This window comes from Actinomycetospora callitridis (genome assembly GCF_028737265.1).
Classification (GTDB): domain Bacteria; phylum Actinomycetota; class Actinomycetes; order Mycobacteriales; family Pseudonocardiaceae; genus Actinomycetospora; species Actinomycetospora callitridis.
In genome coordinates, this window is the sequence record NZ_JAQZAK010000001.1 from 267324 (window position 1) to 283317 (window position 15994).

At 72.1% G+C, this 15994-nt stretch carries 16 protein-coding genes and 1 pseudogene; 10 read left to right on the forward strand and 7 right to left on the reverse strand.

The annotated features are described in order from the left end of the window. Positions 1-59: 59 nt before the first annotated feature. Both PH191_RS01315 and PH191_RS01320 read right to left on the reverse strand, forming a co-directional pair. Positions 60-1502: a carotenoid oxygenase family protein gene (locus tag PH191_RS01315; RefSeq protein WP_274192828.1), complete on the reverse strand. Its 1443-nt coding sequence runs from the start codon at positions 1500-1502 to the stop codon at positions 60-62. A 10-nt stretch (positions 1503-1512) separates the two neighbouring features. After that, positions 1513-2121, reverse strand: a complete 609-nt coding sequence (locus tag PH191_RS01320) for a DUF3159 domain-containing protein (RefSeq protein WP_274192829.1) — start codon at positions 2119-2121, stop codon at positions 1513-1515. Between the two features lie 492 nt (positions 2122-2613). On the opposite strand from PH191_RS01320, the pseudogene PH191_RS30025 reads away from it, so the two are divergent. The 6 genes and pseudogenes from PH191_RS30025 to PH191_RS01345 all read left to right on the forward strand — a co-directional run. Then, positions 2614-3162: pseudogene (locus tag PH191_RS30025) on the forward strand (DUF6777 domain-containing protein); the annotation flags it as partial. 154 nt (positions 3163-3316) lie between these two features. Further along, entirely contained in the window at positions 3317-4381 is a 1065-nt protein-coding gene (locus PH191_RS30030; protein ID WP_420791759.1) for a histone H1-like repetitive region-containing protein, read from the forward strand. A 966-nt stretch (positions 4382-5347) separates the two neighbouring features. Then, on the forward strand, positions 5348-5914 hold the full coding sequence (locus PH191_RS01330) for a hypothetical protein (protein WP_274192831.1): 567 nt from the start codon (positions 5348-5350) through the stop codon (positions 5912-5914). Then, the gene (locus tag PH191_RS01335; RefSeq protein ID WP_274192832.1) at positions 5911-6927 is read left to right on the forward strand and encodes an HTTM domain-containing protein; all 1017 of its coding nucleotides are present in this window, start codon (positions 5911-5913) and stop codon (positions 6925-6927) included. Before PH191_RS01330 ends, PH191_RS01335 begins: the two co-directional genes overlap by 4 nt. 155 nt (positions 6928-7082) lie before the next feature. Next, entirely contained in the window at positions 7083-7409 is a 327-nt protein-coding gene (locus PH191_RS01340) for a hypothetical protein (protein ID WP_274192833.1), read from the forward strand. Positions 7410-7622: 213 nt separating this feature from the next. Then, a complete protein-coding gene (locus PH191_RS01345; RefSeq protein ID WP_274192834.1) occupies positions 7623-7820 on the forward strand; it encodes a hypothetical protein in 198 nt (65 codons plus the stop codon). 21 nt (positions 7821-7841) lie between these two features. On the opposite strand, the gene PH191_RS01350 is transcribed toward PH191_RS01345, so the two are convergent. Next, positions 7842-8282 carry a hypothetical protein gene (locus PH191_RS01350; protein ID WP_274192835.1) on the reverse strand — a complete coding sequence of 147 codons (441 nt, stop codon included), beginning with the start codon at positions 8280-8282 and terminating at the stop codon, positions 7842-7844. A 355-nt stretch (positions 8283-8637) separates the two neighbouring features. Here PH191_RS01350 and PH191_RS01355 point away from each other — a divergent pair, with 355 nt between their 5' ends. Next, positions 8638-8988 (forward strand): hypothetical protein, encoded by a 351-nt coding sequence (locus tag PH191_RS01355; RefSeq protein WP_274192836.1) that lies wholly within the window; start codon positions 8638-8640, stop codon positions 8986-8988. A gap of 13 nt (positions 8989-9001) precedes the next feature. Here the strand turns inward: PH191_RS01355 and PH191_RS01360 are convergent, their stop codons facing one another. From PH191_RS01360 to PH191_RS01370, 3 genes are all read right to left on the reverse strand, one after another. Then, positions 9002-9394 (reverse strand): helix-turn-helix domain-containing protein, encoded by a 393-nt coding sequence (locus PH191_RS01360; protein ID WP_274192837.1) that lies wholly within the window; start codon positions 9392-9394, stop codon positions 9002-9004. Between the two features lie 446 nt (positions 9395-9840). Continuing rightward, positions 9841-10239 (reverse strand): hypothetical protein, encoded by a 399-nt coding sequence (locus PH191_RS01365; RefSeq protein WP_274192838.1) that lies wholly within the window; start codon positions 10237-10239, stop codon positions 9841-9843. Positions 10240-10332: 93 nt separating this feature from the next. Beyond that, complete coding sequence (locus PH191_RS01370; RefSeq protein WP_274192839.1) at positions 10333-10710, reverse strand: hypothetical protein; 378 nt, start codon at positions 10708-10710, stop codon at positions 10333-10335. A gap of 382 nt (positions 10711-11092) precedes the next feature. On the opposite strand from PH191_RS01370, the gene PH191_RS01375 reads away from it, so the two are divergent. Beyond that, entirely contained in the window at positions 11093-11680 is a 588-nt protein-coding gene (locus tag PH191_RS01375; RefSeq protein WP_274192840.1) for a TetR/AcrR family transcriptional regulator, read from the forward strand. 24 nt (positions 11681-11704) lie between these two features. Here the strand turns inward: PH191_RS01375 and PH191_RS01380 are convergent, their stop codons facing one another. Next, positions 11705-14071, reverse strand: a complete 2367-nt coding sequence (locus PH191_RS01380; protein ID WP_274192841.1) for a xanthine dehydrogenase family protein molybdopterin-binding subunit — start codon at positions 14069-14071, stop codon at positions 11705-11707. Positions 14072-14145: 74 nt separating this feature from the next. Between PH191_RS01380 and PH191_RS01385 the strand changes: the two genes are divergently transcribed. Both PH191_RS01385 and PH191_RS01390 read left to right on the forward strand, forming a co-directional pair. Continuing rightward, on the forward strand, positions 14146-14973 hold the full coding sequence (locus PH191_RS01385; protein ID WP_274192842.1) for an SDR family NAD(P)-dependent oxidoreductase: 828 nt from the start codon (positions 14146-14148) through the stop codon (positions 14971-14973). A gap of 104 nt (positions 14974-15077) precedes the next feature. Then, positions 15078-15893 carry an alpha/beta fold hydrolase gene (locus PH191_RS01390; protein ID WP_274192843.1) on the forward strand — a complete coding sequence of 272 codons (816 nt, stop codon included), beginning with the start codon at positions 15078-15080 and terminating at the stop codon, positions 15891-15893. The last annotated feature ends 101 nt before the right edge of the window (positions 15894-15994 follow it).

A 15994-nucleotide genomic window follows, 5' to 3' on the forward strand; every position in this document is an offset into this window, starting at 1 on the left:
GAACGAGGGACGCCCCGGCTGCGCACGTCGCAGCCGGGGCGTCCCTCGTTCGTGGTGCGCTACTCCTCCGTCGGCAGCCACGCCCCGTGCAGCCCGAGCGGGACGCGCACGGGGATGCGGACGCGGGCCACCGGCCCGGAGCCCGGGTCGGCGCCCGGGAAGACCACGAACCAGCTCGACCGGTCGGTGCGGTCGGTCGCGAACGTGACCCACCAGCCGTGGGTGGCGTCGTCATCGCCCGGCCGTGGGACGAAGCACGGCTCGCCGACCGACAGATCACCGGCGTCCCACGTGACGCTGCGGCCGGCCGCGGTGTCGACCCAGAGCACCGCGTCGAACTCGCCGCCCGCGAGCTCGTGGCGCCCCGTCTTCGTGCCGAGCGCCACGACGTCGTGGCGCTGCCCGAGCCGACGGTCGTCGACGCGCGGGAACTCCATCCCGTGCGGGTCGATGAGGAAGTCCCGCGTGATCGCACCGCGTTCCGGGTCGATCACGGCCCGCGAGAGACCGCCGACGACCGGGCCCGTGTTCGGGGACAGGCCGCCCGGCCGGGACCACTCGACGTAGTCCAGGACGACGCCGCCGTCGTCCGTGTCGTAGGCGTTGGCGCTGTGCCACGACCAGAACGCCTCGGTGTGTGCCCAGCGCATCGGTCCGCCGTCGCGGGGGATCAGCGCGATCCGCGTGCCGTCCTCGGGCCGCCAGGACAGCAGCGACCCGCCGCGCATCGCCGCCGCCACGTCGAAGTACATCGGGCCGAGCACGAGCACGACGAAGCGCTCGGTGAGCGCCATGTCGTGGATCATCACCGGGACGTCGACGTCGGGCACCGCCGTCGGCGTGCGCCGCGCGCTGCCGTCGGGACCGAGCACCGACCACGTGAGGTACGGCGCCTCGAGCCCGTAGCAGAACACCACCATCTCGCCGGTGCGCGGATCGACCTTCGGGTGGGCGCAGAGGCCCGCGGGCAGCGAACCGCCGAAGGTCTCCCGCCCGCGCGTCGCGAGTTCCGGGGTCAGCGCGTAGGGCGGCGCCGACTCCGCGAGCGCGAGCAGCCTCCCGCCGTGGCGCACGACGTTGATGTCGGGCAGGTCCTTCATGGCCCCCGCGAGCGCCGGGCCGACCTCCTCGGCACCCGGCGTGTAGCCCGTCATCAGCCCGCCCCACAGTGCGCGGCCGGCGGCGATCTCGGCGTCGAGCATCGGGGTGTGCACGAAGCGGTTCGCGTACCGGGCCTTCCCGCCCGACACCCAGAGCCCGTGCACCATGCCGTCGCCCTCGAGCGGGAACACGTAGGACCCGAGGGGCGTGAAGCGCGGGTTGGGCCCGTTGCGCAGGTACATCCCGTCCATCTCGGACGGGAGCTCGCCGACGACCTCGAGGTCGCCGGCGTCGATCTCGTCGATCACCGGCTCGAAGAGGCCTGAGAGGTGCGGGTCGTGCGCGGCATCGACGGGAGGTGGTGCGCCCGGTGACGGGGCGCTCGGCACGATGGCGGTCATCGCGCGTGCCTCATGCCGGCTGGGCGGGCGGGGCGGATGCCTCGTGGGCGCCCTGCGGCTGGTGCCGACCGGTGACGTGGTCGGGGTACCAGCCCGTGAACTTCACCGCGGCGACGATCGCGACGATCGGCACCACCCAGTTGAAGACGTCCGAGGTCACACCGAGGTACGCGACGGCCGCGTCACAGAGCGCGTTGAGGACGAACACCAGACCCCACACCGCGGTGATCACACGGTTGATCTGCTTGAAGGTCGGGCTGTTCCAGTACTCACGCGGCGTCTGCTGCCGTGCGTAGTACTCGGTGAACGGACGGCCCACCGCCAGCGACCCGAGGGCGACGAGCGCGATCACGATGCTCGAGAGCATCTGGGCGCGGTCCTCGATCGGCTGCAGGGTCGCGCGGTCCAGCGTCAGCGCGAGCACCACCAGCACGCCGAAGAAGAGGAGGCCCGCGGCGTCGAGGACGCTGATCGAGCGGGTGCTGCGCCAGCTGGGCACCGAGAGGATCAACGAGCAGAGCAGCGCCGCGAGGGCCGCCCACATCCAGGTGCTGGGTCCGGCGACCACGCTGAAGACGATCCAGGGGACGAACCCGAGGAAGATGGCAGCTTTCTGCACGGCGAGGCCTCCTGAAGACGATGACTGTGCGTCATCTTGAGAGAGGCAGGCGGAGGACTCAAGAGTCCGGACCCGGAGTTCCCACTCCCGGTGGGTAACGATCTCGTCGAGCCTGCTGAGCCGAACGGGTGGCTCGCTCCGGGGGTCGCCCGTCCCTTTCGCTGCACCGGGCTCGGGTCCTCGCCGCCGGCGGCAATTCCTACAGGCCGCGACGAGCGGTCCCTCCTCGGTGCGCTCTGTTAGCCACATTGGGCAAATCGATGCTTGCGCTTGACACTAAGAGCTACAAGCCACACTGTGTTGTTTGTCAAGCGAGAGAAGACACCCCGCACGTCTGCGTGCTGACACCGGTCAGCGACGAGAGAAGCCGATGTGAAGTACCGACCGATACTGACCACCTTCGCGGTGGCCGGACTGATATGCGGCGGCGCCGTCGGCACCGCCGTGGCCGCCGACCCCGCGCCCTCCGCCGTGGCGGCTCCACCCGCCCTGGTGGCCCAGTCCGCGGCCACGCCCGGGCTGGACCCCTTCGCACCTCCCGCGGCGGGCGGGCTCGACCCCGTCCTGCCGGCCGCCTCCGTCGGCGCCGTCTCGGGCGCCACCCCCGGCCTCTACGGCGGCACTCGCGACAACGCCTGCGACAGCGCCTCGATGGCCTCGTTCCTGCAGGCCAACCCGGACCGCGGCAACGCGTTCGCCGCCGCCCAGCGGATTGCGCCCGCCGACATCGGAGGCTACCTCGACGCACTGACGCCGGTCACGCTCCGCGCGGACACGGCGGTGACGAACAACGGGTTCTCCAACGGCAGCGCCACCCCGTTCCAGGCCGTTCTCCAGGCCGGGACCGCGGTCATGGTCGACGAGTTCGGCGTGCCCCAGGTCCGCTGTGCGTGCGGGAACCCGCTCGAGGGGTCGGTGCAGAACGGGCCGGCCGGCCTCACGGGCGACACCTGGGAGGGCCTCTCCTCCGACGACGTCGACTCGATCAGCGCGTCGGATCACCGCATCGACGAGTTCGCCCTGGTGACGCCGACGAACGAGACGATGACCCGGCCCACCGGGAGCCACGGTGACCGGGACTACGTGACACCGGGCGGCAGCACGACCGGGACCACTGCTGGCGGGACCACTGCTGGTGGCACGACCGCTGGTGGGACGACGGCTGGTGGGACGACGGCTGGTGGGACGACGGCTGGTGGGACGACGGCTGGCGGCACGACGGCTGGCGGCACGACGGCTGGCGGCACGACGGCTGGCGGCACGACGGCTGGCGGCACGACGGCTGGCGGCACGACGGCCGGTGGCACGACGGCCGGTGGCACGACGGCCGGTGGCACGACGGCCGGTGGCACGACGGCCGGTGGCACGACGGCCGGTGGCACGACGGCTGGCGGCACGACGGCTGGCGGCACGACGGACGGTGGCACGACGGCCGGTGGCACGACGGCCGGTGGCACGACTGCTGGCGGGACCACTGCCGGTGGGACCACGGCTGGTGGCACAACTGCCGGTGGCACGACGGCTGGCGGCACGACCGCTGGCGGCACGACTGCCGGTGGCACGACCGCGGGTGGCACGACCGCGGGTGGCACGACCGCGGGTGGCACGACCGCGGGTGGCACGACCGCGGGTGGCACGACGGCTGGCGGCACGACTGCTGGCGGGACCACTGCCGGTGGGACCACGGCTGGTGGCACGACTGCCGGTGGCACGACTGCTGGTGGGACGACCGCTGGCGGCACGACTGCCGGTGGTACGACGGCTGGCGGGACCACTGCCGGTGGGACCACTGCTGGCGGCACGACTGCTGGTGGCACGACGGCTGGTGGCACGACTGCCGGCACGACGGCTGGCGGCACGACTGCTGGTGGCACGACTGCCGGCACGACGGCTGGCGGGACGACCGCTGGCGGCACGACCGCTGGCGGCACGACCGCTGGCGGAACGACCGCCGGTGGCACGACCGGGACGACCGCCTCGACCGGCACGACGGCCACCACTGCCGGTGGCACGACCGCCGGCGGCACGACAGCCTCGACCGGCACGACGGCCACCACGGCCGGCGGCACGACCGGGACGACAGCCACGACCGGCACGACAGCCACGACAGCCACGACCGGCACGACAGCCACGACCGGCACGACCGGCGGCACCGCCACGGGCTGTGACCTCAGCGAGGGAGTCACGCAGGACGGCAACGTCATCACCGGAACGTCCGGTAACGACACCATCGACTGCACGAACGCCACCGCAGGCGTGACGGTCATCGGTGGCGACGGCAACGACACCATCACCGGAACGATCTACGCCGACAACCTTGACGGCGGGGGTGGCAACAACACGATCACCGGCGGTGCCAGCGCCGACGTCATCACTGCCGGCGATGGCAACAACACCCTCACCGGCAGCGAGGGCGACGACACCATCACCGCGGGCAACGGCGACAACATCATCACCGGCAGCGCCGGCTTCGATGTGATCGTGGCCGGCACGGGCGCGAACACCATCGACGAGGGTGATCAGACCCCGACCCCGGATCTGGCTCCTGGAGCGAATGCCCGGACCGCACCGTCAACAGACGGTCCCTTGGTCGACGAGCCGATCGTGCCTGACGCCGATGCCCCGATTGCTCCGGCCACTGAGGAGGCTCCGGCCACTGAGGAGGCTCCGGCCACTGAGGAGGCTCCGGCCACTGAGGAGGCTCCGGCCACTGAGGAGGCTCCGGCGACCGAGGAGGCTCCGGCGACCGAGGAGGCTCCGGCGACCGAGGAGGCTCCGGCGACCGAGGAGGCTCCGGCGACCGAGGAGGCTCCGGCGACCGAGGAGGCTCCGGCGACCGCGGAGGCTCCGGCGACCGAGGAGGCTCCGGCGACCGCGGAGGCTCCGGCGACCGAGGAGGCTCCGGCCACTGAGGAGGCTCCGGCCACTGAGGAGGCTCCGGCCACTGAGGAGGCTCCGGCCACTGAGGAGGCTTCGGCCACTGAGGAGGCTCCGGCCACTGAGGAGGCTCCGGCGACCGAGTCGCTCAGGGCTCCGACGGCAGGGCTGGTCACGCCGGCTCTGATCGTGATGGAGGTCCTGGGGCTGTAGGACGCCGTAGGCGAATGGCTCCGACCTCGTGGACACGAGGTCGGAGCCTTTCGCAGTGAGTGGTTCTCACTCGGTCGGGGCGGGCGAGTTCGGATGCCCACCCATCGGTGCTGTCGAAGTGGACACGGATGTGAATGTGAACGAGGAATCGACGGACACCGACCGTTCCGACAATGCACAGGCGCCCCCGCACCGCGCTCTCTCCCGTCGTCGGCGAATCGTCATCACCCTTTTCGTGGTGGTCACGGTCGGGGCGGTCCTGGTCCAGAACATGCCGGACTCGGTGCTCAAGGGTGGCCTCATGGCGGCGGCGCGGCCGTATCTGAACCTGACCGGGTTGGACCAGACCTGGTCGATCTTCTCGCCGAACCCGCGTCAGGAGACCGCCTACATCCTTGCTCGCGTCGAGCGGATCGACGGTTCCGTCGCGTTCCGTCCGATCCCCACCGGTGTCGGACCGTCGGAGTACTGGGGATACCGGTGGCAGAAATACGGAGAGAGCCTCACCGAGCCCGGCGGGGGTCGTGCGCTCTGGAGGCCGTACGCCGAGTGGGTCGTCGGCGAGGATCGCAGCGAGGGCAACGAGCCCGTGCGGGTCACTCTCCTCCGTCGGTCGTCGACGAACCTGCCGCCCGGGGTGCAGCCGGACGCCCTGCCCTTCGTCGATCGCGACTTCTACACGGCGCCGGTGACGGCACGATGACCGCGACATGGGACCGGGTCCGCACGGGCTGGAACACGTTCTGGTTCCGGCCGGAGCCGACCTCGACCATCGCCCTCGTCCGGATCGTGTTCGGTTTCGTGGCGACCCTGTGGACGTTGTCGCAGCTCCCGACCCTGCTGACGTTCTACGGACCCCGCGGCGTGCTCCCGGTGCAGCCGGAGCTCGGTCCCGGGGCCTGGACACTCCTGGGTGTCTCCACCAGTGCCCCGGTGGTCATCTCTCTGTGGGTCGTGACCCTGCTCGGCGCGATCGGCGTCATGATCGGGTTCCGGACGCGGCTGGCCACGATCCTGCTGTTCGTCGGGGTGTTGTCGTTCGAGCGTCGGGATCCCTACATCCTCAACGCCGGGGACGTCCTGCTGCGCACCCTGGCGTTCTACCTCGTGTTCTCCCCGGCCGGCGCCGCCCTCTCGGTCGACCGTTGGCGCCACGCGCGGGAACGGTTCTGGGAGTTCCCGCTGCGGGCGCCCTGGGCGCTGAGGTTGATGCAGATCCAGCTCAGCGTCATCTACTTCGCGACCCTGTGGGGGAAACTGCAGGGGGATCGGTGGCGTGACGGGACAGCGGTGTCGTACGCGTTGCGTATCGACGACATCCATCGTTTCGCGACACCGGGTTTCCTCACCGACTCGGTCGTCCTGTCCGAAATACTGACTTTCGGCACCCTGCTGCTCGAGCTCGCGCTCGCGATTCTCGTGTGGAACCGCACCCTGCGTCCCTGGGTGCTCGCGCTCGGGGTCTCCCTCCACCTGTCGATCGCGTTCTCGATCATGGTGGGGTTCTTCACGATGCTCATGCTCACGCTCTATCTGGCGTTCATTCCCGCGGAGACCGCCCGCCGACTCATCCTGTCCGCGCCGGCGGCGCGGCGCCGGCGAAAGGCCACCCGGCGAAAGGTCACCCGGCGCCCGCCGGGGTCGTCGACCGGACGCCCGCCGGCTCACTCGACGAAGTCAGATCGTGCGGAGAGTAGTGACGTAGTGCGCAGTTGAGCCGTGAGACTCCCTCGTTGGCGTATTGCCGCAGCGTCCTGCGGAGGTGAGGGTTGAGCCAGACGTCGTACCCGAGTCCCCGGTGCCTGTCGTCATGCGCACGCGGCGAGGGGATCGGCATGGGTGTTTGCAGGGGTACGACTCCCTCCTCGGACGTGGCCGGACGAGAAGCCTCGCCCGGGGTGGTCCACCCACGGTGGTGCGACGAGGACGCCGCCGCCGAGTTCGACGGTGTGGAGCACGCCTCTCGGGCTCATCAGTGGCGCCCGGCGTACGAGCACGAGGTCGCGATCGTCGACCTGCTCCGCCAGGTCGTCTATCTCGACGGGGGCACCGAGATCCCCACGGCGACCGTCCGTATCGACAACTCGTCGCAGCCCGGCGAGGTCGCCCTGACGGCGGAGGACCTCGCGACCTTCGCCGGCCGTCTCCTGAGCCTGCGTGCCGCCCTGATCGCCCAGCGCGGGGACTCGCCCCGTTAGGCGCTCGACCGACCTCACGGCGCGTGGCGGATGCCACGATGCGGTAGGCTCATTAACACAATCGTGTTCTGCGCTTCAGTGCAGCGAGAGCCCTGGTCCCCGGGTCTCCAGGCGCGATCGTCGCCCGACCGAGGGGGCCTCGTGCGCGACCAGAGCACTCACAGTCTCGATGCCGAGAGAGTGCTGGTCAGGGGGTTGCGTGCCGTGCTCACGGTGTCCTACGCACCCCTGGTCGGCAACGTCGCCCTGCTGGACACCACAGCCGCAGCCTGGACCCTCGAGCTCGACACGGGAAGCTCCGCGGAGGACCACTGCTGGGCGATGCTCGACCTGCTCAAGGTCCTGAGCTTCGGTGTGCAGGCCGCCGACTTCGCGACGCCCTCGCCGTCGCTGCGACTGGTGCGGAGCTGAGGCCCGGCCTCACCCCGACGACTACGACGACTCGGACGCCTCCGGCGATGCCCCCGAGGTCTCGGACGGGGCAGTGCTCTTCGGCCACCCCAACCGCAGCCCGCCGAGGGAGTCCGACCGGGCGCCGGCGAGGCCCTCGTCCGCCGACGCCTCGGCGACGGCAGCACGGATCAGGGTCAGGATGGCGTCGCGCATGCCCTCCGAGAGTCGCTCCGTCCGTTCCGGCAGCAGCTCGGAGAACGCGTTGTCCCGACGGACGACGTCGAGGCCGACCGTCTGCGCCGCCGCGAGGACGACCGTCGTGATGTCGACGTCCAGGACCCGCGCCATGACCGTCAGCGACTCCGGGTCCGGGAACCTCCGTTGCGGGACCCCGGAGCCGAGCTGTTGCCAGCGGCCGCGTGTGAGCGCCTTGTCGGAGATGCGCTCGAGGTCGCTGTAGGACCATCCGCGATCCCGCATGCGAGCGCGGATGAGCTCGTGCAGAGGCATCGCGGGGCCGCCGTACCCGCTCGCGTCATCCTCGGACACTGCTCTCGCTCACCTCGCACCACGACGAGCGGTCGCGGGCGCCGAACCCGGCGAGGACTCGCGAAGCGCCACTGCTCCGTCTACTGTGGCTCTCTCTTCGGCATCACTGTACTTGACGGGCCGTGCAAGGACGCACGGATTCTGCCGGCACCAAGTTCCAATTCGGTCCGAGGCGTAACGCGGAGGGCCTTCGCTGCGAACCTCCTGTGCGGGGGCACGCATAGTCACATCCCGGTCACGGACAGAGGCCGGTGTGGGCGCGGGATCGTCGTCGAGAGGAGCGCTGATGGGTGACCGTCCCGGGCCGGACGATGCCGGACCGACGTTCGCCCAGGTCCTCGGCGACGAACTGGACGACACGAGCCATCCCGCGTGGTGCCAGTTCGACCGGCCCGGCGCCGTCGGCGGTGTCGAGCACGTGTCGAGGCTCTTCGAGTGGCGCCCTACCTACATGCCCGATGTCGCGGTGACCGGATGGTTGCGGCACGTCTCCTACCAGGACAGCAGCGAGGAGACCCCCGTCGTCGTCCTCCAGGTCGACAACCCCGAACAGCCGGGCGAGATGGGGATGAGCGCCGAGGATCTCGCGTCGCTGGCGGAGCATCTCCTGGCACTCCGGCGGACCCTGCTCGGCTGAGCCGCCCGCCGGATCAGTTCTCCAGGGTGCTCTCGGGGCTGGGTCCGTCGGCGTTGCCGACGGAGCGCTGACGACCTTCGTTGGCGATGCGGAACTGCTTGGCCAGCTCCACCAGCGAACGCCACTGGTCGTCGGTCAGGTGGTGGAAGTCCTCGGGCAGGGTGCGGACCTGGTGGACCGGGCGTCGGAGCTCGGCGAGCACCGCGTTGTAGTCCAGATCCAGGGCCGAACAGAGCGGCCTGATCGTGTCGTAGCGCGAGTGCGAGACCCGACTCTTCAGGACGTTGTGGACGGTGCCCTCCGACACCGGGTCGCCGAGCTCGGCGGTGAGTCGCGCGAGCTGCTTGATGTTCACGCCGCGCCGCTGCATCGCCTCTCGGACGATCTCGCCCAGGCTCCGCTCCACGAGGCCGCACCCTACGGTCTCGCCTCCCGATGCTGTCCACCTTCTGTCACCGACCGGTCTCTCTGCGGCGCCCGAACGTGGATCTTCCGCAAGAGATCTCGGCGAGACGGTGACGCTCGGTGAGAAGTGCACGAGAGTGACGACTCAACGTCACATCGCCGACCCCGTTGGTGGCTTGTCACGCGGAAGTGCGGCTCTTAGTCTCAAGTCGCGATTGTTATCTGCGCCTGACGATGTGGCCCCGGACCTCGGCCTCGGTCGTCGCGGGTTCGTTCCCCATCGACGTCGGACGCGAGTACCGGGGGGATTTCTGTGGGTGTCGCTGCGTGGATCTATCTCGGTGCGGCGTCCTGGACGGTGGTGAGCTGCGGCCTCGGCCTCGTGATCGGCCGATTCCTGGCGACGCAGGATCACGGTCCTCCGGTCGAAGCGGACCGGGGGACGCCTCAGGTGGTCTGGTCGGCCCGCGCGCCGGCCACGGCGGTCAGGACCGGCACGCCGTCGATCCGCCGGGGCAGGAGCCCGGACTCGGCGGCGGTGGTGACCAGGACGACGAGGTCGACCGCAGGGTGCTGTGCTGCGTGGTGCAACTGCCGCTCCACGGGTTCCGTCAGCCCACCCAGCGCCGGCACCACGCCGATCGACGCCTCGACGCGCGGGAACGGCTCCGCGGCCAGCAGCGGCAGGCGGAGGTCGCCGCCGAGGGCGTAGTCCCGGACGGTGACCAGGCCGGCGCCCGCCAGGAGCAGGGCGATGACGCCGATGACGGACGTCGGGTCGAGGTGGGGGAAGGACGCACCCTCGATCAGCTCGACGACGCGGTGAGCCAGCAGTTCAGCATTCATGCTCGACCCTCCCGCCTCCCACGACAGGACCATGATTACCTGTTCGGGCCCGTGAGGCGAGCCCTTGACGGGAACGGTGTGTCGCGGACCTGCTCAGGCGAGCACCGACGCCCCGTGCGGCAGGCGTGCCGCGAAGCGGCGGTAGCCGTCGGTGTCGTCGCCGTCGTCCATGTGGTTCCAGCCGCTGACGAACACACCCTGCTCGGAGAGCACGCGCACCGCGACGGCCTGCGCGACCGCGGGACGCACCCGGGGCGCCGCGCCGCGCGGCGCCAGGGGGATCGACCAGGCCACGCGGCCACCGCGACGGCACACCAGCGACCATCCCTCGGCGTAGGCGAGCGGCTCGCTGACCAGCTCGTACTCGGTGGCGGCCACCGGCGGGACGACGACGCGCGGGTCGGCGGTGGGGGGCGCTGCCGCGGCGAGGTCGCGGAGCCCGATGACGTCCAGGTCGCGGTTCGTGATCATGTCCGGTCCCTCCCGCGGTGCTCGTCGCCCGTCCAGCTCCCCGCGGGGCGATACACCGCAGCTTTGTATCGAATCGAGCCGAAACGTTAGCTGTGCCACATCGCGAGGAGCAACACGCTACGTGTCACTGACACCGGATGGAGCACGCACCCGGGCCACGTTCGTCACTCGGACGGCCCAGCAGACGGCGTGTCGGCGTGAGGCGAGCGTGAGCAACGGTGCGTCATGGCGCGGGGCATCGATACGACACGTTTGTGTATCGGTACCCGAGGGTCACCTACACGTCGTGTCTTCCGCCGAGCGCGATCGCGCACGCCCGCCCGCGGCGCCCCGGATCAGGGCCGCAGCGTCGGGCGACGGTCCCGCACACGTCGGGGGACACGTGGGCGGGCGGCCGCGCAACGCCGAGATCGACCGGCACGTCCTCGAGGTGGCCCTGCGTCACCTGCGCACCGTCGGACTGCGCGGGCTCTCGGTCGCTGCCGTGGCCGAGGAGGCCGGGACGACGCGCGCTGCGGTCTACCGGCGGTGGGCGGACCGCACCGAACTGGCCGTCGCGGCGCTCGGGACGATCACCCACGGCCCTCCCCCCGCGTCCTCGGGCGACCCGTTCGCCGATCTCGTCGGAGAGCTGGCGCGGTTCCGGCGCTTCGTCGTCGACACCGACGCGACCGCCCTCGTCGCGGTCGCCCTGGTCGAGGGCACCGACGTCCGGGTGTGCGAGGAGATCCGGCGCCGGCTGGTCGAACCGCGCCGCCACCGGCTCCGCGAGTGCCTGCGCGCCGGGGTGGACTCGGGGGCGTTGCGTGCGCAGGCCGACCAGGCGACCGCCGAGGACCTGCTGACCGGTTCCTGGCTGGCCCACGCCGCGCGCGGAGAGCCCCTGGCCGACGACTGGGCGGCGCGCACCGCGGCGATGGTGTGGGCCGCGTGCGGCGGGGTCCCCGGTGAACACGAGACCCAGCGCTAGACGTCCACCCCCTAGACGTTCCCCCTAGACGTCCACTGCAGCCGCCTCCGGGTCGGCCGACGCGCCGCGCACGGGCAGGTCGGCGAAGAACGCCGGCGGCTCCGTCCAGGGGTCGGCCGGGGTCCCGTTCTCGGCCTCGTGGATCGCCCGCCAGACCCGCTCGGGAGTGAGCGGCATGTCGACGTGGCGCACGCCCAGGGGAGCGAGGGCGTCGACGACCGCGTTCTGCACCGCGGGCGTCGAACCGATCGTCGCGGCCTCGCCGATCCCCTTCGCGCCGAGCGGGTTGTAGGGCGTCGGTGTCTCGGTACTCGCGACCTCGTAGGTCGGGAGCTCGGCCGCGGTGGGCAGCACGTAGGCGGCGAAGGTTCCCGACGTCGGGTTGCCGTCGTCGTCGTAGGAGAAGCCCTCCCACAGCGCCTGCGAGATGCCCTGCGCGAGCCCGCCGTGCTGCTGACCGGCGACGAGCGTCGGGTTGAGCACGGTGCCGCAGTCGTCGACGGCGACGTGGCGCACGGGCGTCACGCGGCCGGTGTCGAGGTCGACCTCGACGACCGACACGTGCGCGCCGAACGGGTACGTGGCACCGGGCTGGCTCTCGTCGCGGACCTCGGTCAGCGACACGCCCTGCTCGGCCGCGGCGGCGGCGACCTCGCGCCACGTGAGCACGCGGTCGGGCACCCCGGCGACGCCCAGACCGACGACGCCGGTGTCGTCCACCGCGGTGATGTCGCCGGGGTCGGCCTCCAGTGCGGCGGCGACGACCTCACGCGCCCGGGACAGCACGGTGTCGGCCGCGACGAGCACGCTCGAGCCCGCGAGCTGCAGTGAGCGGGAGCCACCGGTGCCGCCACCGCGCGGCACCGAGGCGGTGTCGGACTGGACGAAGCGCACCTGGTCCATCGGGACGCCGAGGCGGTCGGCGACGATCATCGCGAACGACGTCGCATGGCCCTGGCCGTGCCCGGAGGTGCCGACGGACACCGTTGCGCCGCCGTCGTCGTCGACGCTCACGGCGCCGTACTCCGCGCCACCGCCACCGGCGGTGACCTCGACGTACACGGCCAGCCCGATGCCGAGCGCGACGCGGTCACCGCGCGCGCGGCGGGCCGCCTGGTCGCGGCGCAGCTCGTCGTAGCCGGCGATGCGCAGCGCCTCGTCGAGCGCCTTCTCGTACTCGCCGGAGTCGTAGAGGGAGCCCGTGCGCGTGGTCACCGGGAACTCGTCGGGCTGCAGGAAATTGGCGCGGCGCAGCGCGGCCGGGTCCATGTCGAGCTCGTGCGCGGCCATGTCCACCAGCCGCTCGAGCATCGCCGCCGCCTCGGGCCGCCCGGCCCCGCGGAACGCGCCCATCGGCGTCGTCGTGGTCAGCACGGCGGCGCCGTCGTAGGCGATGGTGGGGATGCGGTAGACGCCCTGCGCCATGTTGCGTGTGGGCCCGAGGGTGAGCGCGCCGCCGAACCCGGCGTACGCGCCCGCGTCGCCGACCACCCGCGCGCGCAGGCCGACGATCGTGCCGTCGCGGCGCAGCCCGAGCTCGCCGTACTGCACCTGCCCGCGGCCGTGCGGCATCGCCGTGAGGTTCTCCGAGCGCGTCTCGGTCCACGTCACCGCGCGCCTGAGCTGTCGCGCCGCCTCGATCACCACCGCGTGCTCGGGCGCCAGTCCGGCCTTGCCGCCGAAGCCGCCGCCGACGTGCGGGGCGACCACGCGCACGCGCTCGGGGTCCCATCCCCACTGGCGCGCGACCTGCCCGCGCAGCCCGTGCGGCATCTGGGTGGAGACGTGGATCGTCATCTCGTACCCGTCGCCGGGCGCCGCCGTGACCGCGTTCCCCTCCATCGGCGCCACGGCGAGGCGCTGGTTGACGATCCGCGCGCGCACCACGACGTCGGCCCCCTCGAGCGGGGCGACGTCGTCGGGGTCGCGGACGCCGGCGGCGAGGTTGCTGCCGAGCTCCTCGAACTGCAGCGGCGCCCCGTCGGCCAGCGCGGCCTCGGGGTCGACGACGGGCTCGAGCGGGTCGTAGTCGACCTCGACGAGCTCGGCGGCGTCCACGGCGGCGGCGCGCGTGGTGGCGACGACCGCCGCGACCGTGTCGCCCACGAAACGCACCTTGCCGCGGGCCAGCAGGGGGCGCGCGCAGTCGTCGTTGAGCACCATGAACGGGCGGTGGTCGGGCAGATCCGTGAGGTCCTCGCCGGTCAGGACCGTCACCACGCCCGGTGCCTCGCGCGCCTTCGCGGTGTCCACGGCGCCCAGCCGGGCGTGCGCGAGCGGGGAGCGGACGAAGACGCAGTGCAGCGCTCCGTCCGGCACGATGTTGTCGACGTACGTGGCGTGGCCGCGGAGGAGCTCGGGGTCCTCGACACGGCGCACGGCCGTTCCCATGATCGATCCTGGCACTCCTCGACGCTAGGCCTTCGAGCGCGGTCGAACGCAACCCGAGCGGGTACTCGACCGCCATGTCGCTGCCGCCGCCGGGACCCGACGCCGCCGTCCTCGTCACCGGAGCCTCGTCGGGCATCGGTGCCGCCGTCGCCCGGGTGCTCGCCGGGCGCGGCCACCCGACCGTGCTCGTCGCCCGTCGCGGCGACGCGCTGACCGAGCTCGCCGGGGAGCTGCGCGCGGTCTCCGGGCAAGCCTCCGAGGTGCACGCCGCGGACCTCGGCACCGACGCGGGCCTCACCCTCACCCGGGACCTGCTCGACGACGACCGCGTGGTCGGTCTGGTCAACGCCGCCGGCTTCGGCGTCACCGGCCGGGTCGCCGACCTCGCCGGGGACGCGGAGCGCCGCGCCGCGCTCGACGGGCTGGTCCGGCTCAACGTGCTCGCGCTGCACGACCTCACGGTGGCCGCGGTCGGTGCGCTCACCCGTCGTGTGCGCGAGGACCGCCCCGGGGCGATCCTCAACGTCTCCTCGATCAGCGCGTTCCAGCCCCTGCCGGGTGCGGCGAGCTACGCCGCGAGCAAGGCGTTCGTGCAGTCGTTCTCCGAGGCCGTGCACGCCGAGCTCGCCGGCACCGGCATCACCCTGACCGCGCTCAGCCCCGGCCTCACGCGGACCGGGTTCGCCGAGGCGGCCGGCACCGACGCGTTCGACCGGGTGCCGGACCTCGTCGTCGGAGAGGCCGCGGACGTCGCCGAGGCGGGTGTCGCGGCGATGGCGCGCGGCGACCGCAGCGTCACCCCGGGGCTGGTCAACCAGCTCTCCGTCGCCGGCGGGCGCCTCGCCCCGCGGACGCTGCTGCTGCCCGCCCTCAAGAGGGGGATGGAGGCCTTCGGGGCCTGAGGAGAAAAGTCCTCGCGACACTTCTCGGGGGCCGCTGTCGAAACGGGGCGGCGTCGTTCGACGCCCGGGCGAGACCCTCTCCGCCCCACCCCGAGGAGCCCCCGATGAGCACCCCGACCAGCACCCCGACCAGCACCGGCTACGCCCCCGTCGGCGACCTGCAGATGTACTACGAGCTCCACGGCCCCGCGGACGCCGACGGCACGCCCCTGCTGCTCCTGCACGGCGGCCTGTTCGACATCGACCTGCAGTTCGGTGCGGTGCTGCCCGGCCTGTCGGCGGACCGGCGGGTCATCGCGACCGACTTCCAGGGACACGGGCGCACGAATGACCTCGACCGGCCGCTCTCGAGTGCCGCCCTCGCGGGTGACGTCGTCGCGCTGCTGGCGCACCTCGGCGTCGGGCAGGTCGACGTGTTCGGCTTCAGCGTCGGCGGCGCGGTGGCGCTGGAGCTCCTGGTGAACCACCCGGGGCTGGTGCGTCGCGCCGTCGTGTCGTCGGTGTCCTTCACCCCCGACGGCATGCGCCCCGAGAACGCCGCCGTCGGGGAGATGACGGTCGAGATGATCGAGGGGACGCCGATGGCGGACTCCTACCGCGCGAAGTCGCCGCACCCCGAGGGCCTGCAGGGGCTGCTCGACAAGCTCGGTGCGTTCGACGGCGGACCGGGCTGGAGCGACGCGCAGATCGAGGGCATCGCGGCGCCCACGCTGATGACGGTGGGCGACTGCGACGCGGTCCACCTCGAGCACGCGGTGCGCTTCCTGCGCCTGCGCGGCGGCGACGTCAACGGCGACTTCGTCGGCGTCCCGGCCTCGCAGCTCGCGGTCTTCCCGGGCACGACGCACTTCAACGGCATGGCCCGCACGGCGCTCGTGCTCGACGTCGTGACGACGTTCCTGGAGGTCGGGGAGGGCTGATGCCCCGGACGGCGGCGGGAGACCGAGTCGTCCACGCACGACACTTCGAGAACCGAAGTGTCGTGCGTGGCTGAGCCCAGGAGCTCGGCGTGGAGCTCCTG

Excerpts from the sequence above, each read along its gene's own strand:
- PH191_RS01350 (WP_274192835.1), bottom strand. The coding sequence starts at position 8,282 with ATGCGGGATCGCGGATGGTCCTACAGCGACCTCGAGCGCATCTCCGAC.
- PH191_RS01335 (WP_274192832.1), top strand. The coding sequence starts at position 5,911 with ATGACCGCGACATGGGACCGGGTCCGCACGGGCTGGAACACGTTCTGG.
- PH191_RS01315 (WP_274192828.1), bottom strand. The coding sequence starts at position 1,502 with ATGACCGCCATCGTGCCGAGCGCCCCGTCACCGGGCGCACCACCTCCC.
- PH191_RS01365 (WP_274192838.1), bottom strand. The coding sequence starts at position 10,239 with ATGAATGCTGAACTGCTGGCTCACCGCGTCGTCGAGCTGATCGAGGGT.
- PH191_RS01380 (WP_274192841.1), bottom strand. The coding sequence starts at position 14,071 with ATGGGAACGGCCGTGCGCCGTGTCGAGGACCCCGAGCTCCTCCGCGGC.
- PH191_RS01355 (WP_274192836.1), top strand. The coding sequence starts at position 8,638 with ATGGGTGACCGTCCCGGGCCGGACGATGCCGGACCGACGTTCGCCCAG.
- PH191_RS01385 (WP_274192842.1), top strand. The coding sequence starts at position 14,146 with ATGTCGCTGCCGCCGCCGGGACCCGACGCCGCCGTCCTCGTCACCGGA.
- PH191_RS01370 (WP_274192839.1), bottom strand. The coding sequence starts at position 10,710 with ATGATCACGAACCGCGACCTGGACGTCATCGGGCTCCGCGACCTCGCC.
- PH191_RS01390 (WP_274192843.1), top strand. The coding sequence starts at position 15,078 with ATGAGCACCCCGACCAGCACCCCGACCAGCACCGGCTACGCCCCCGTC.